At 66.1% G+C, this 13,467-nt stretch carries 13 protein-coding genes; 3 read left to right on the top strand and 10 right to left on the bottom strand.

Going from position 1 to position 13,467, the window contains the following annotated elements; translation table 11 throughout:
• Window positions 1–3: 3 nt before the first annotated feature.
• Complete coding sequence (locus tag ACZ50N_RS07795; protein ID WP_464475077.1) at window positions 4–765, bottom strand: universal stress protein; 762 nt, start codon at window positions 763–765, stop codon at window positions 4–6.
• Window positions 762–1,652: a universal stress protein gene (locus ACZ50N_RS07790; RefSeq protein WP_464475076.1), complete on the bottom strand. Its 891-nt coding sequence runs from the start codon at window positions 1,650–1,652 to the stop codon at window positions 762–764. Before ACZ50N_RS07790 ends, ACZ50N_RS07795 begins: the two co-directional genes overlap by 4 nt.
• A gap of 273 nt (window positions 1,653–1,925) precedes the next feature.
• Between ACZ50N_RS07790 and ACZ50N_RS07785 the strand changes: the two genes are divergently transcribed.
• The gene (locus ACZ50N_RS07785; RefSeq protein WP_464475075.1) at window positions 1,926–2,564 is read left to right on the top strand and encodes a GPR1/FUN34/YaaH family transporter; all 639 of its coding nucleotides are present in this window, start codon (window positions 1,926–1,928) and stop codon (window positions 2,562–2,564) included.
• Here the strand turns inward: ACZ50N_RS07785 and ACZ50N_RS07780 are convergent.
• Entirely contained in the window at window positions 2,495–3,430 is a 936-nt protein-coding gene (locus tag ACZ50N_RS07780) for an EamA family transporter (RefSeq protein WP_464475074.1), read from the bottom strand. The two genes, ACZ50N_RS07785 and ACZ50N_RS07780, sit on opposite strands and share 70 nt — an antisense overlap.
• Window positions 3,427–4,434 carry an SGNH/GDSL hydrolase family protein gene (locus ACZ50N_RS07775; RefSeq protein ID WP_464475073.1) on the bottom strand — a complete coding sequence of 336 codons (1,008 nt, stop codon included), beginning with the start codon at window positions 4,432–4,434 and terminating at the stop codon, window positions 3,427–3,429. The genes ACZ50N_RS07780 and ACZ50N_RS07775 overlap by 4 nt, the downstream gene beginning before the upstream one ends.
• A gap of 223 nt (window positions 4,435–4,657) precedes the next feature.
• Here ACZ50N_RS07775 and ACZ50N_RS07770 point away from each other — a divergent pair, with 223 nt between their 5' ends.
• Window positions 4,658–5,491, top strand: coding sequence for a mycofactocin-coupled SDR family oxidoreductase (locus ACZ50N_RS07770; protein WP_464475072.1), 834 nt, complete (start codon window positions 4,658–4,660; stop codon window positions 5,489–5,491).
• A 146-nt stretch (window positions 5,492–5,637) separates the two neighbouring features.
• Here the strand turns inward: ACZ50N_RS07770 and ACZ50N_RS07765 are convergent, their stop codons facing one another.
• A complete protein-coding gene (locus tag ACZ50N_RS07765) occupies window positions 5,638–7,269 on the bottom strand; it encodes an APC family permease (protein ID WP_464475071.1) in 1,632 nt (543 codons plus the stop codon).
• A gap of 408 nt (window positions 7,270–7,677) precedes the next feature.
• On the opposite strand from ACZ50N_RS07765, the gene ACZ50N_RS07760 reads away from it, so the two are divergent.
• Window positions 7,678–8,175 (top strand): heme-degrading domain-containing protein, encoded by a 498-nt coding sequence (locus ACZ50N_RS07760; RefSeq protein WP_464475070.1) that lies wholly within the window; start codon window positions 7,678–7,680, stop codon window positions 8,173–8,175.
• Here ACZ50N_RS07760 and ACZ50N_RS07755 read toward each other — a convergent pair.
• The 5 genes from ACZ50N_RS07755 to ACZ50N_RS07735 all read right to left on the bottom strand — a co-directional run bounded on the left by ACZ50N_RS07755 (window position 8,161) and on the right by ACZ50N_RS07735 (window position 13,462).
• A complete protein-coding gene (locus ACZ50N_RS07755; RefSeq protein ID WP_464475069.1) occupies window positions 8,161–8,832 on the bottom strand; it encodes a ThuA domain-containing protein in 672 nt (223 codons plus the stop codon). The genes ACZ50N_RS07760 and ACZ50N_RS07755 overlap by 15 nt on opposite strands.
• The gene (locus ACZ50N_RS07750) at window positions 8,829–10,298 is read right to left on the bottom strand and encodes an aspartate ammonia-lyase (protein WP_464475068.1); all 1,470 of its coding nucleotides are present in this window, start codon (window positions 10,296–10,298) and stop codon (window positions 8,829–8,831) included. Before ACZ50N_RS07750 ends, ACZ50N_RS07755 begins: the two co-directional genes overlap by 4 nt.
• A complete protein-coding gene (locus tag ACZ50N_RS07745) occupies window positions 10,295–10,846 on the bottom strand; it encodes a VOC family protein (RefSeq protein ID WP_464475067.1) in 552 nt (183 codons plus the stop codon). Before ACZ50N_RS07745 ends, ACZ50N_RS07750 begins: the two co-directional genes overlap by 4 nt.
• Before the next feature lie 8 nt (window positions 10,847–10,854).
• The gene (gene hisD, locus ACZ50N_RS07740) at window positions 10,855–12,189 is read right to left on the bottom strand and encodes a histidinol dehydrogenase (RefSeq protein WP_464475066.1); all 1,335 of its coding nucleotides are present in this window, start codon (window positions 12,187–12,189) and stop codon (window positions 10,855–10,857) included.
• A 145-nt stretch (window positions 12,190–12,334) separates the two neighbouring features.
• Window positions 12,335–13,462, bottom strand: a complete 1,128-nt coding sequence (locus ACZ50N_RS07735) for an MFS transporter (RefSeq protein WP_464475606.1) — start codon at window positions 13,460–13,462, stop codon at window positions 12,335–12,337.
• Between the last annotated feature and the right edge of the window lie 5 nt (window positions 13,463–13,467).

Genomic DNA, 13,467 nt, shown 5'->3' with positions numbered 1-13,467 from the left:
CCGTCACGTCCGGACGAGCAGCAACGAGCAATCCGGATACCCGAGGATCGGATGGCAGTTCGGCGCGGCCATCGTGGCGAGCCGACGCGCGTCCCCCGGTCCGACCACAGCCAGCCCGACGCCGCCATCTGCTTCGTCGCCCCTGTCGTAGTGGCCGCCGGTGCCGGCGGCGACCGTCTCGACATGGACATCGGGATAGCGCCGAATCCAGCTCAGCGCTCGTCGATCGATCTGGCGCACCGTCGCGTGCCGCAGCCGGCCCTCGTGCATGGCGAAATGGACGACATCGTCGTTACCGGCTTCGTCCGACAGGACGACCGAGATGACACCGTCGGTCTGCGGCGTGCCGTCTCGACGCGTCCGGATGATCGCCACCGGACAATGGGCTCCCTCCGCCAGAGTCAGGGCGGTCGGACCGATCGGCGCCGCGCCACTGTGGTGCTCGCGGTGCCGGGACCCGATGCACACCATCGACGCCCGCTCGGATTCGCCCACGAGAATCGCACCGGGAACGCCGATCACCGACGCCAGTTCGACCCGCACCGACCCCGCGGCGTCCACGGCAACGCGTTCCGCCCGAATCAACACCGGGTCCGCGTCGGGTGGGTCGGGCGCCTGCGCGGTCACGTGGACAAGACGGAGAACGGCATCCTCGGCGACGGCTTCTGCGGCGGCCCAGCGCACGGCGTTCAGCGATGCCAGCGAGCCGTCGACTCCGACGACGACACAGCCTTCTCCGCCATGGACCGTCGCGTCCGGCGTCATGACTGTCGGGCGACGATCACCGGGATCCTCGCCGATTGCACCACCGCCCAGCTCACCGAGCCGAGCAGGAGACCGGCGAAACCGCCACGGCCATGGCTGCCGACGACCAGCAGCTGCGCGGACGCGGACTCCTCGATGAGCCTGTGCGCGGCGCTGTCCTGACCGACCACCCGACGCACCGCGACATCGGGATAACGCTCCCCCCACCCCGCAAGTCGTTGCGCCAGTTCCTCATCCGCCTGCTTCGCCACGTCCGCGGCGGTCACGTCGGCATAGAAATCAGCGCTGTTCATCCAGGTGTGGACGGCGATCAACTCGACGCCGCGCCGCGACGCCTCGTCGTAGGCGATCGCGACCGCCAGTTCTGACGCCGGCGAGGCGTCGACGCCGACCACGACCGGCGCGGTGACCGCGGTCGCCGCATCGGATTGCTCGTGGACAACGGCGACCGGGCAGTGTGCGTGATGGACCAGCGCCGAACTCGTGGACCCCAGCAGCAGACCTTCCAGAGGTCCCAGCCCTCGGCAACCGACCACCATCATGTCGGCGTCCTTGGACAGGTCGAGCAGGGAAGGCATCAGCGGGCCTCGCAACACGGCCCTCTCCACCGGAACGGATCGACGCCCCGTCAATGCAGCGGCGGCGAGACCGACCGACCTGGAGACGATGTCGTTGGACTCGCGGTCGCGTTCTTCGAGGTACTCCTCGGAAATGGGCAGATCGAGCCACGGGCCGACTTCGTCGGAGTGCTCGACGTACACCACGGTCAGCGGAACGTCGCGCAGCGATGCGTCGCGTGCAGCCCAGGCCACCGCCGTGTCCGACGTCGGTGAGCCATCCACTGCCGCAACGATTCCGCGGGGTCTTGACATTTCTTGAGAAGTCATCGCGCCACCTTTCGTCTGCTGTCTCGACGCTAGGACCGGCGGTGTGCCGATGTCTCGGGTCCTTGGTCACCTCAGCGAGGAATGAGGACCTCAGTCCGTAGGCTGTGGATCCACCGCCGCTGACCGTTGGCGTCGCGGTGATCGCAACTCTCCCCCGACGGTCGACGACGCGGTTGACTTCACGCGGTGTTCGACGTGCGCCGCCTGGCGTCCCTCGCAGATCGCCTGCGCCGGACCGCACCCCTGACGATCAGCTGATCCCGAGGAATTCCCATGACAGACATCGCAATACCCGACGCCCCACCGACCTTCCACGACCCCGCGGCATCCAGCGATGCGGACGTCCGCCCAGGTAACCCCGGCCTTGTCGCGCTCCCGCTGATCGTTGCCGGCGGCTTCGGGCTCGGCGTGACCAACACCGGCATCCTCGATGTCGCGGCCGCGGCGATACCCGTGCTGTTGTCCGCCACCTCCGTCGGGCTGCTGATCGCCACGATCTGGGCGGCGGCTCTCGGACAGAACGTCAACGCCACCGTCTACGGCACGTTCTTCGGCTTCTACGGCAGTTACGGGGTGCTGTCACTGGGCCTCACCCACGACTGGTTCGGAATCGCCCCGGCTGATGCGGCGGGGACGGTGGCGCTGTGGCTGACGAGCTGGCTCGTCACGATCGGGCTACTGACCGTCCTGCTGCTGCGCCTGCCCTGGACCTATCCGGTCCTGCTGCTGGTTGTCGATGCAGCACTCGCCGCACTGCTGGTCGGCAATCTCACCGGGAGCACCGGCGCCACGCACGTGGGCGGTTGGCTGGTCTTCGTGTTCGTCGCGTTCGTCGTCTACTTCTATGCGGCATCGCTGTGGGAGGAGACGGGCGGACGCGCACTTCCGCTCGGGCGGCCTCTCGTCGAGTGAGCCGGGGAGTTCTGTTGCGCAGTGCGTACCGCTCCTACGGCGGCAACCGTCACCAGCGCGATGGCCACATAGTGCGTCGGAGCCAGGTGCTGGTCGAGCATCACGAGTCCGACGAACGCCGCGATCGCGGGCGTGAGACTCGTCAAGACGGCGAAGGTGCCGGGGGGCAGTGACTTGAGCGCTTTCATCTCCATCGAGAACGGGATCACCGAACTCATGAAGGCGACGAGGACGACAAGAGCCGCGACATGCCCATCCATGACTGCCCGCAATCCTCCCGACGTGATCGCGAGCGGAGCGACCAAAAGTGCACCGAAGAACGATGCGAGGGTCAGTGCATCCAGCTGGTCGAACATTCCCGCGGCCCTGGCTGATAGCTGGATGTAGACCGCCCAAGCGACTGCTGCTACTGCAGCACAGAGGATTCCCAGAGCGTCGAGGCTCCCGCCCAGGTTTTCCGGGGTGAGGCCGAGCAGGGCGACGCCCCCGAAGGCCGTCACCGCCCAGAGGATGGCCTCCCCTCGCCGTGCAGCGATGACCGAAAGAACTAGTGGGCCTATCACTTCGATCGTCACAGCGATACCGAGTGGGATCCGGCCCGTCGCGTTGTAGAACGCCAGACTCATGGTCGCGACAGCGACTGCCAAGGCCGCAGCCGTCAGCCAGTGCACCCGGCTCAGGTGAAAGAGTGGCGGCCGGCGCACGGTCACCATCACCAGCGTCGCCACCGTGAACCTGACGAACACGATGCCGGTTGCGCCGAGCATCGGCCAGACCGTCACGGCGACTGCGGCACCGATCTGCTGCGCACACGCGGCGCCCACCACCAGAGACACCGCGACTGCGGTGCCGCGGGAGCGTGTCATCCCCGTAGGCCGACCTCGCGCCGCACGTAGTCGGCCAGCAGTTCGTGCGCGTGGGTCGTGAAGTGTTCGGATGCCGCGAAGACGTAGGTGCGATCGGCATCAGCCTGCTTCAACGAATCCGCGGCGCAGTAGTCCTGTCCGGCTTGTGCACACGCATCCGCGTTCGCGCCGTGGGTGAATCCGTATCGATCGAGATTGGTCAGCACGTCGGTCACGAACGCGTTCATGTCGAGTGTCTGGATGCGCGGATCGTCGGGCAGCTCGGCGCGCAGCGCACTGTTGTACGCCGCAGTCAGGTCGTTGACGTAGTCACGCGCGGCCGCCGTGTCGAACCACGGAAGAACGCCGAGGTCGAACAACTCGAAGACGACAACACGCTGCGCACCGTGGGCCAGCATCGTCGACGCGAGCGCGGCTTCAGCGCTCGCCGCCTGGCGCACGCGAGCCCGGTCCACGTCCAACTGCTGCGGTGTGGCCGGCCGATCGGCACGCAGACCGTCGGCCAAGTTCTTACCGAATCGCGGATCGAACTTCAGCGCAACATCGTTGGTCCCGATCCACAGCGTCACCAGCTGGTCGGGACGGAAGCCACCGTGCTGCGAGAGATAGCGTGCGAGTTGTGTCTGCGCCGAGATCGGCGTTCCTTCCGGGTTGTCGGACACCACGGAGTAGGGCAGGCTGGCGCGCGCCCCGCCTTGCGCGTAGTTCAGTCCACCCGGCCCGGGAAGTCCCGGAATGCCCTGGTAGACATCGTCGTACCGGGCCACATGCTCATTCGGTGTATCGGGCTGAGCAAGGCCATCGGCGATGTGTTGCGCCCACGTCTTGCCTGGGTTGGTGGTGAACCGAAACCCGTAGGTACCTGCGTCGGTGAGGCTGTCACCGAAGAACACGGCCTGCGTGATCGGTTGGTCGTCGGGAAAGGCGCTGGCGTATGGCGCTGAACTCACGCCGATAGCTGCCGCAAGGGTGAGCGCGGCGATCCGTGCCGTGTACGTGTTCACTGGCGTCCTTTCTCCTCGATGTCAAGCCTCCCGCATCGAGTACCAGTCCGGGCATACACATTTCGTGCCGAGTGTCATCCACTTGGTGCACAGGATGCGCAATGGCCGCTGCCCCACCAGTTGATACGCTCGAGTGGGCAATTCATCTGTCCAATCGCGGCAAAGCACTGTTGCACAACGGCATTCGGCCGCATCACACATATCCTTCAGATCGGAGTCCACTATGGGCACACTCGACGGCAAAGTAGCGTTCATCACCGGAGTCGCACGGGGGCAGGGACGTTCACACGCCGTGACGTTCGCGCGCGAGGGCGCGAACATCATCGGTCTCGACCTGTGCGGCAAGCCGTCGACGACGGCGTACGACGGCGCCACCGACGACGATCTGCAGGAGACCGTCCGGTTGGTCAAGGAGGCCGGTGGTGAGATCTTCGTCGACGTCGCCGACACGCGCGACTACGACCAGGTGAAGTCGGTGTTCGACGGCGGACTCGCGCAATTCGGTCGCGTCGACATCGTGATCCCGAACGCCGGCATCTGCTCGGGTGCGAAGACTTGGGAGATCACGCCCGACGCCTGGGCCGAGATGGTCGGCATCAACCTCAACGGGGTGTTCCACACCGTCAAGGCCGCGATCCCGACAATGATCGAGCAGGGTGACGGTGGCAGCATCGTGTTCATCGGCTCCACCGAAGCACTCAAAGGGGCGGAAAACATCTCGTCCTACGCAGCCTCCAAGCACGGCGTCACGGGTCTGATGACCTCGCTGGCAAGGGAACTCGGCCAGTACAACATCCGGGTCAACTCGATCAACCCCACGTGCGTCGACACGCACATGATCAACAACGACTTCGTCTACGGGCTGTTCCGCCCCGACCTCGACGCCCCGACGCGCGACGACGTCATCGACACGTTCAGCAACACGCACATCCTGCCTGTGCCGTGGATCGAGCCCAAGGACGTCAGCGAAGCCATCCTGTATCTGGTCGCCGATACCGGCCGCTACGTCACGGCCTCGGCGATGGTCATCGACGCCGGTTTCATCGTGAAGTCCTAAAAGACCCGCCAGCACAGCCGGGCCCTCCCCTCCGCCACACCGCGGACGGGAGGGCTTGGCATATGCGTCCCGATCAGTTCGCGACCGGCTGGGCACAGCAGAACGCCGCCAAAGCCTTTCGGCCTTGGCGGCGTTCCTGTCGTGCGTCAGTCCGTGGAGGAGACGGTGTCGCGCCGTTCGGCGTGGGTCGTGTGTCGCGACGGTGCCACCGGGGGGCTGGGCTCGGCGAGCGGCACGTGCTCGGCGTAGGACGCCAGATCGTGCGTGGCGCGGTGCTCCCGCAGCAGGTTCGCAATCGCGATCGCATCCCCCTCGGGCGCCGTCGATTTCCGGTACGGCTTGGCCACCCACATGTAGACGAGGCCGACGCCCGACACGACGACGAAGCCGATCAGCGCGATCCACCGGTCGTAGAACGGCAATTCGGTGTCGCCGTTGGGCCGGGCGAGCACGATCATCGAGAAGATGCCGTAGACGAGCGCACCGATCCCGACGGGCCAACCCCACTTTCCGAGCGTCCAGTTACCACCGGGCTGCCAGCCCTTGGCACGTGCCCGGAGTGCGGCGAAAACGACCATCTGGAAGGCGAAGTAGCCGGCCAGCATCTGGAATGCCGCGACGCGGAACAGCGCATCGGGAAGGAGGAAGAGCAGCAGGAAGAGCAGGATGCACAGCCCCGCGACGAAGCACAGTGCGTTCAGCGGAACCTTACGGCTGGAGATCTTCTTGAAGATGTTGCTGCCGGGGAACATGTCGTCGCGGGCGAAGGAGAAGATCAGGCGGCTGCCCGCAGCCTGCTGCCCCATGACGCACGCCAGGAAGGAGGTCAGCGCGATGATCAGGAAGACCTTGGTGCCGAAGACGCCGAACGTGTCGGTGAGGATCGCCGTGATGGGGTTGGCCACCTCACCGTCGACGATGGCCTGCAGATTCGGCGCGGCGAGGATGTAGCCGACGAAGGCGAAGATCGCTGCGCCGCCACCCAGGATCACCGTGAGCATCATCGACCGCGGAATGGTCCGGCTGGGATTGGGCGTTTCCTCGGCCACCTCACCGCACGCCTCGAAGCCGTAGTACAGCACCAGGCCGATGATCGCCGCGGTGAAGAAGGCGCTCGTGTAGTCGCCACCGCTACCGGTCTTGAACGTGTCGAACAAGACTGAGAAGTTGTTCTTGCGGGCGAAGATCAGCAGATACAGACCCACCACGACGATGCCGGCGACCTCGGCCGCCAGACCGATCTTCGCGATGGTCGCCAACGTCTTGGAGCCGGTCGAGTTCAGGCCGATGCAGACCACCACGACGATCGTGGCGATGATGAACTTCTGCAGCGGCGTCGAGGAGATGGTCGAGTCGGAGTGGAACAGGGCGAGCACGAAGTCTGCGCTGAACATCGCGGTCGTGGTGCAGCCGACGACGATGCCGGCGATGTAGATCCACGACATGATCCAGGCATAGGGTCCGTTCCACAGTCGGCGTGCCCATTGGTAGAGACCGCCGGCGATCGGGAACTGCGACACGATCTCGCCGAACACCATGGCCACCAGGAGCTGACCGAACGCAGCGATCAGCAGCCATCCGATCGCGGGCGGTCCTGCCGTGGTGAGTGCCTGGGTGAACATGGACAGCACACCCACCAGAGGGGACAGATACAGGAAGCCGAGCGCGAAGTTCGACCACTGGCCGATCTTGCGGTCGAATTTTTCCTCGTAACCGAGGACGCGGAGGTGCGCGTCGTCGCCTGCGAGCGACCTTCCTCCGCCGTTGGTGATGGACATTGCTTCTCCTTCGAGAGTCATCGACACCCCTGTGTCGACCGGTGAGCGCGTGGTCTTGTCAGTGCCCTGTCAATGCCACGGTGCAGTGACGGTGGCGGCCGCGCTGTGACTGCGACCACACATGAAGTGTGGTCGAACGACGGCGCACGGGAATAGACGCACACCGTGCAACAGATGCGCCGCGCATTTCTCGACGTGGATAACGAACGCGCGAGCTAACACGGCCGCAATACAGCGGAAAACAGCTGGTCATCGGTGTGCGGCGCACCCACGCCGCCGACATGTGTTGGTTCGCGAACAATGCTGTCGGCGCACTGCGTGGTGCGGTCCCACACGTGCAATGACGCGGTCCATGACTACACATGTTGGTCATTGGCACGCCCTCTCGACTGGCCCTAGCGTCGAATGATGAACGAGACGGATCGATGGCAGGCGGCCTGCGAGCACGCGCTCGCCGACGAGAACACCCTCGATTACGACCGGTTCGGCCACGACGATGCCTGGGCACTCGGGTCCAGGATCGTCGAATTCGCCGCTGCGCAGCGCCATCCGATCGCGGTGGCCATCGTGTTCGGCGAGCAGCGCGTGTTCCACGCGGCCCTCGCCGGCTCGGCCGCGACCAATGATGACTGGCTGGCCAGGAAGTTCAGGACCGTGGCCAGGCACAACTGCTCGTCGTGGGCGATGGCCTGCCGTGTGCGTGCGAACGGCGGTGACTTCTTTGCCGAAAGCGGCTATGCACCGGCCGATTTCGCTCTCGCTGGCGGGGCCGTGCCATTGCGGGTGCGCGGCTCTCTGATCGGGGCGGTTGGCGTCTCGGGTCTGGCCGAAGAGGACGATCACCGCGTGGTGATCGACGCAATGCGGGCCCATCTGATCACGTGTGGTGGATCAGGCGCCCGGTGACCGGCGCGCGGCCCATGCCAGGCCCTGCTTGGTCAGGCGTCGCACATCGGCCCCGGCCAGGTCCTGCGGTGCATGGCCGATCGAGTGGTAGAACACCCGCCCCTTGCCCCACTGTCGGACCCACGCAACGGGGCTCGTCAGCCCGTCGAACCAGGCGAAGTGCTCGCCGGAGAACGACGTCTGCGCGAGCACCCGGTTGTTGGGGTCGACGCTCATGTAGTACTGCTCGGACGCGACAGGAAAGTCGTTGACCCCCTGAGTCACCTCGTGGTCGGTGTCGACGATCGTCACGTCATAGGGCTGCGGATACCCCTCGCCGGCCGGGTGGGCCAGGAAGTCGCCGCCCAGCATCAGGTGGTACCGCAGGCTCGACCGGAACGCGGCGGCTGCCCCGTGCCATGCCGCCACCCCGGTGCCCGCCTCGACCGCGGCCAGCAAATGGTCCTCCTGGGAGTCCGACAGGTCCTCGGTGGTCAGCGCATTGTTCCAGCCCAGGATGATCAGATCGTAGGCGCTCAGATCCCGGTCGAGGGTGAAGATGTCCTGCGACTCCTCGATGTCGAATCCCAGTTCACCGACCAGGTTTCGCGTCCACTCCGCGATGTTGTAGGGGCTGTGTCCGGGCCAGCCTCCGTAGAGATAGAGGACGTTGGTCATGGGTTGTCGCTTCCTTTCCTGGTTCCCCGGTTGGCGATCTCGCGCTCGAGCACCAGCAGTTCTCTCGGCCCGATCAAGGCCTCCGGTGTGAGAAGAGCATTGACCTGATCGGCGGTGAGTAACCGCTCGGCCACCACCAGATCCGGGATGGCCCGACCAGTGGCCAGTGCCTTCTTGGCGATGCGCGCCGCCTCGCCGTATCCGATGTAGGGACTGAGCGCCGTGACCACCCCGATCGACTGGGTGACCGAGCGCATGAGGTGGTCCCGGTTGGCGGTGATACCGGTGATGCACCTGTCGATGAGCGTCTGGCACGCCCGGTTCAAATGCGTCAGCGACTGGAACAGGCTGTACGCAATGACGGGTTCGAACGCGTTCAGCTGGAGTTGACCCGCTTCCGCGGCCATGCTGACGGCGACGTCGCAGCCGACGATCTGGAAGGCGACCTGGTTCACGACCTCCGGGATCACCGGGTTCACCTTCCCCGGCATGATGCTCGAACCTGGTTGCACGGCGGGCAGATTGATCTCGTTGAGACCCGACCTCGGGCCAGACGAGAGCAGCCGCAGGTCGTTGCAGATTTTGGACAGCTTCAGCGCGGTCCTCTTGAGGACGCCCGACACCTGAACGAAGGCCCCGACATCCTGGGTCGCTTCGACGAGGTCGCTGGCCGTCGACAACGACAGACCGGTGGCGGCGACCAACTTCTCGCACACCAGACCCGCATACCGGGGATGAGCATTCAAGCCGGTACCGATTGCGGTTCCGCCGAGGTTGATTTCGGAGATGAGTCGGGCCGCCTCCCCCAGCCGGTCGGCGTCCTCCGCGACCATCACCGCGTACGTCCCGAATTCCTGGCCGAGCGTCATGGGCACTGCGTCCTGCAGCTGAGTGCGACCCATCTTCAGAACGTCGGTGAACTCATCGGCTTTCACCGCGAAAGCTGAAGAGACCTGGCGGAGCGTGTTGACGAGCACCGCGATCTGCTCCTGAAGGGCGATCTTGACCGCCGTCGGGTAGACGTCGTTGGTGCTCTGACTCATGTTGACGTGTCCGAGCGGGTCCAGTTCGGCGTAGTCGCCTCGGATGAACCCGAGAATTTCCAGCCCGCGGTTCGCGACCACCTCGTTGGCGTTCATGTTCGTCGACGTTCCGGCACCGCCCTGGATCGCGTCGACCACGAAGTGCTCGTGGAGACCGCCGGCCCGGATTTCCTCACACGCGGCGACGATCGCTGCGGCACGTCGCTCATCGAGCAGACCGAGGTCCCGGTTTGCTTGGGCAGCTGCCTGTTTCACGGCGGCCAGGGCACCGACGAACTCCGGATATGCAGCGACCGTCACCCCTGTGATCGGGAAATTCTGCACGGCTCGGGCAGTGTGGATGCCGTAGTACGCCTGCGCTGGAACCGTCACCGCGCCCAGCGAGTCGTACTCGACCCGACCCGCCTCGACCGACGCCGTCATCGCCACGTACTCGCGGGCCGCGCCTGCGCGGCGGCGGGAAGCCCATCGTAGAAGCCTTCTGAGGCACAGGTCGTCAGTTCCAGCTGCATCCCCCACGGCGACTGGAAGTAGAACCATCGCTGCCCCGCGACGGGCGCCTGGGGGTCGACTTCGTTGGGCCCCTCCTGGACGACGACACCGGGGATGGAGGTGACGTAATCGTAGGCCGCGTCGATGTCATCGACGTAGAACGCCAGATGGTGACCGCCCACATCGCTGTTACGCGGCACGTCGACGGCGCGGTCCGGCGCGTCGTACTCGAACAGCTCGACGTTGTGGTGCTTGCCGATCCGCAGCATCGCGATACTGCACTCTGCTGCGGGGTCGACGTTGAGTCGGCGACGCATGCCGTCACCGTCACCGTCGCGGAAGGGTCCGTCCCGGAAGATCAGCTCGGCGCCGAAGTGGTCGACGAAGAACGCCACCCCGGCGTCCAAATCCGGCACCGTGTACGCGACGTGGTCGACTGCTCGAAGCGTCGGGACCCGCGGCAGATCCATTTCGCCCATGCCGCAGCCTAGATCTGAACGGGCGCGTCGACGGCGAAGCGGTGCTCGGTCCACGACAGCGCGTCGCCGCCGAACTTGGCTGAGCGCACGTCGGCCGAGCGGGCGTGACCCTCGAAGTTCTCCAACCGGGACGCCCTTCCGCAGATGCGACCCAGTTCCGCACTCGATGCGGGATCCACGATCTCCTGGTAGGTCACCGTTTTCAGGAACTTGCCCACCCAGAGGCCGCCGGTGTAGTTCGCGGCGCCGAGGGTCGGGAGCACATGGTTGGTGCCGATGGCTTTGTCGCCGAACGACACACAGGTCTTCTCCCCGAGGAACAGGGCGCCGTAGTTACGCATCTCGGTCAAGGCCCGGCGGGGGTCTTCCGTGAGGATCTGGACGTGCTCGCTGGCGTAACGATCCGCCAGCGCGAAAGCGTCGTCCAGCGAATCGACGACGTGCACCTCGCCGTGGTTCTGCCACGACACCGCGGCGATTCCATTGGTGGGCAGGTTCTCGAGCTGCAGCGAGACCTCCTCGATGGTTTCCCGGCCCACCCGCTCGGAGGTCGTGATCAACACGACGGGCGAATCGGGGCCATGCTCGGCCTGGCTCAGAAGATCGGCCGCGACCACGAACGGATCGGCGCTGTCATCGGCGACGATGAGCACCTCGGTCGGACCGGCGAACAGGTCGATGCCCACCTCACCGAAGAGCTGTCGCTTGGCTTCTGCGACGTAGGCGTTGCCCGGCCCGGTCAGGAGGTTGACCGGAGCGATGGTCTCGGTGCCCAGCGCCAGCGCTGCGATCGCCTGAACGCCGCCAAGCACGTAGATCTCGTCGGCGCCGGCCAGGTGCATCGCGGCCACGCTGATCTGGGGTGCGCTGCCCTGGTTGGGCGGAGTCGTGGCGGCGACCCGGTCCACGCCGGCGACCTTGGCGGTGACCACCGTCATGTGCGCCGAGGCGGTGAGCGGGTAGCGGCCGCCCGGGACGTACGCACCCGAGGCGGAAACCGGCACGTGCTTGTGCCCGAGCTTGACCCCCGGCAGCGTCTCGACCTCGATGTCGAGCATCGAATCACGTTGCGCCTGAGCGAAGTTGCGCACCTGACGTTGAACGAATGTCAGGTCCTCGATGACGGTGTCCGGCAGGCCCCCCACGATCTTGGCGACCTCGGCCTCACTGAGGCGGAACGACGAGGGAGTCCACGAGTCGAACTGGTCGGAGTACCGGCGCACCGCCGCGTCGCCGTTCTCTCGAATGTCGGCGAGAACCTGGGCCACCGTGTCGACGACCGCGGGATTGCTTTTGTGCGGCGTGCCGACATCGGTGATCGGGGCCTTGAGGGTGACCGGCACGGCTCGTATCTCCTTGCGCTAGCGATAGTTTGAACGGCATCGCGCGATGGGCGGCGGTGACGTCATTCCAGTGTGTGCTCGGACTCCGCGGCGGGAAAGACACACTGTGTGCGATGGTCCGGCGGACCGATGCACACGTTGTGCGTCAGCGTCGAACGGCCGGGGCCGCCAGCGCGCAGACCACCGCCGCGACCATCGGCAAGATCAGGGCGGTACTCAGATCGGTCACCTCCGCCAGCCAGCCGATCACGCCGGGGCCGGCGAGGATCGCCAGGTAACCGATACCGACGACCAGCGACAGGCGGCGCGCGGACCCGTCACCGAGATTGCCCGCCGCCGAGAACACCTGCGGTACGCCGCCTGCGATACCCAGTCCGGTGAGCGCCCAGCCGACGACGGTCAGGGGCAGCGTCGTGGACATGACGACGGTGGCGAGCCCGACGACCGCGACCGCTGCGCCGCAGCGAACGATGACCACGGGCCCGTAGCGTGCGCTGAGGCGGTCGATGCAGAACCTGCCCATCGTCATCGCACCCACGAAAGAACCGAAGGCGAGCGCTCCCGCGGCAGGCGTTTCGCCGAGCTCCCGTTGCGCGTGCATGCTGCTCCAGTCCATCGCCGATCCCTCGGCGAGCAGAAACAGGAAAGCCAGGAGGCACAGCACCGCGACGCGGCCACGGCTGACCGGTTGCGCGGCACCATGTGCGGCGGTACCGCCCGTTGCCGGCACGGCGACGTCCACGTCCTCTGGGCAGCGACGCATCGCCGCAGCAGCGGCGGTCACCACCGCCAGACAGACACCCGATGCGATGAGCGCCGTGGTGAGGGTCGATGCGTGCAGGGCGAAAGCCGCTGCGCTGAGCAGCGATCCGACGACGTTGCTCGCGGAGAACACCCCGTGGAAGGACGCCAGCAGCGGACGTTCGTAGAGCCGCTCGGCGACGACGGCGGCGGCGTTCATCGCGACCTCGGCCGATCCGATGGCCAGGCCCAGAAGAAAGGCGCCGGCAGCCGCCCATTGCCAACTGGTGGCGGCAAGGGGCGGGACGATCGCCACCGCCATCGCACCGACCGTCCAGACCGCGACCCAGCGCGGACCGAAGCGGTCGGCCAGTCGGCCGCTCACCCGCATGCCGGTGATCGCGCCCGCGCCGAGGATCAGCAGGATGGTCCCGAGCGTCGATGTCGAGATCCCCGTTGCGGTCTGCAGAGCGGGCAGATGCACCGCCCACGTCGCCAGCACGATGCCGAAGGTCGCGAAAAGGCCGTAGATGGCGG

The sequence above is a fragment of the Mycolicibacterium obuense genome (genome assembly GCF_055397605.1).
This window is presented reverse-complemented; position numbering and strand designations above follow the sequence as displayed.

Coding starts and splice junctions, on each gene's coding strand:
- ACZ50N_RS07795 (WP_464475077.1), bottom strand. CDS start 765: ATGACGCCGGACGCGACGGTCCATGGCGGAGAAGGCTGTGTCGTCGTC.
- ACZ50N_RS07790 (WP_464475076.1), bottom strand. CDS start 1,652: ATGACTTCTCAAGAAATGTCAAGACCCCGCGGAATCGTTGCGGCAGTG.
- ACZ50N_RS07785 (WP_464475075.1), top strand. CDS start 1,926: ATGACAGACATCGCAATACCCGACGCCCCACCGACCTTCCACGACCCC.
- ACZ50N_RS07780 (WP_464475074.1), bottom strand. CDS start 3,430: ATGACACGCTCCCGCGGCACCGCAGTCGCGGTGTCTCTGGTGGTGGGC.
- ACZ50N_RS07770 (WP_464475072.1), top strand. CDS start 4,658: ATGGGCACACTCGACGGCAAAGTAGCGTTCATCACCGGAGTCGCACGG.
- ACZ50N_RS07765 (WP_464475071.1), bottom strand. CDS start 7,269: ATGTCCATCACCAACGGCGGAGGAAGGTCGCTCGCAGGCGACGACGCG.
- ACZ50N_RS07760 (WP_464475070.1), top strand. CDS start 7,678: ATGAACGAGACGGATCGATGGCAGGCGGCCTGCGAGCACGCGCTCGCC.
- ACZ50N_RS07755 (WP_464475069.1), bottom strand. CDS start 8,832: ATGACCAACGTCCTCTATCTCTACGGAGGCTGGCCCGGACACAGCCCC.
- ACZ50N_RS07750 (WP_464475068.1), bottom strand. CDS start 10,298: ATGACGGCGTCGGTCGAGGCGGGTCGGGTCGAGTACGACTCGCTGGGC.
- ACZ50N_RS07745 (WP_464475067.1), bottom strand. CDS start 10,846: ATGGGCGAAATGGATCTGCCGCGGGTCCCGACGCTTCGAGCAGTCGAC.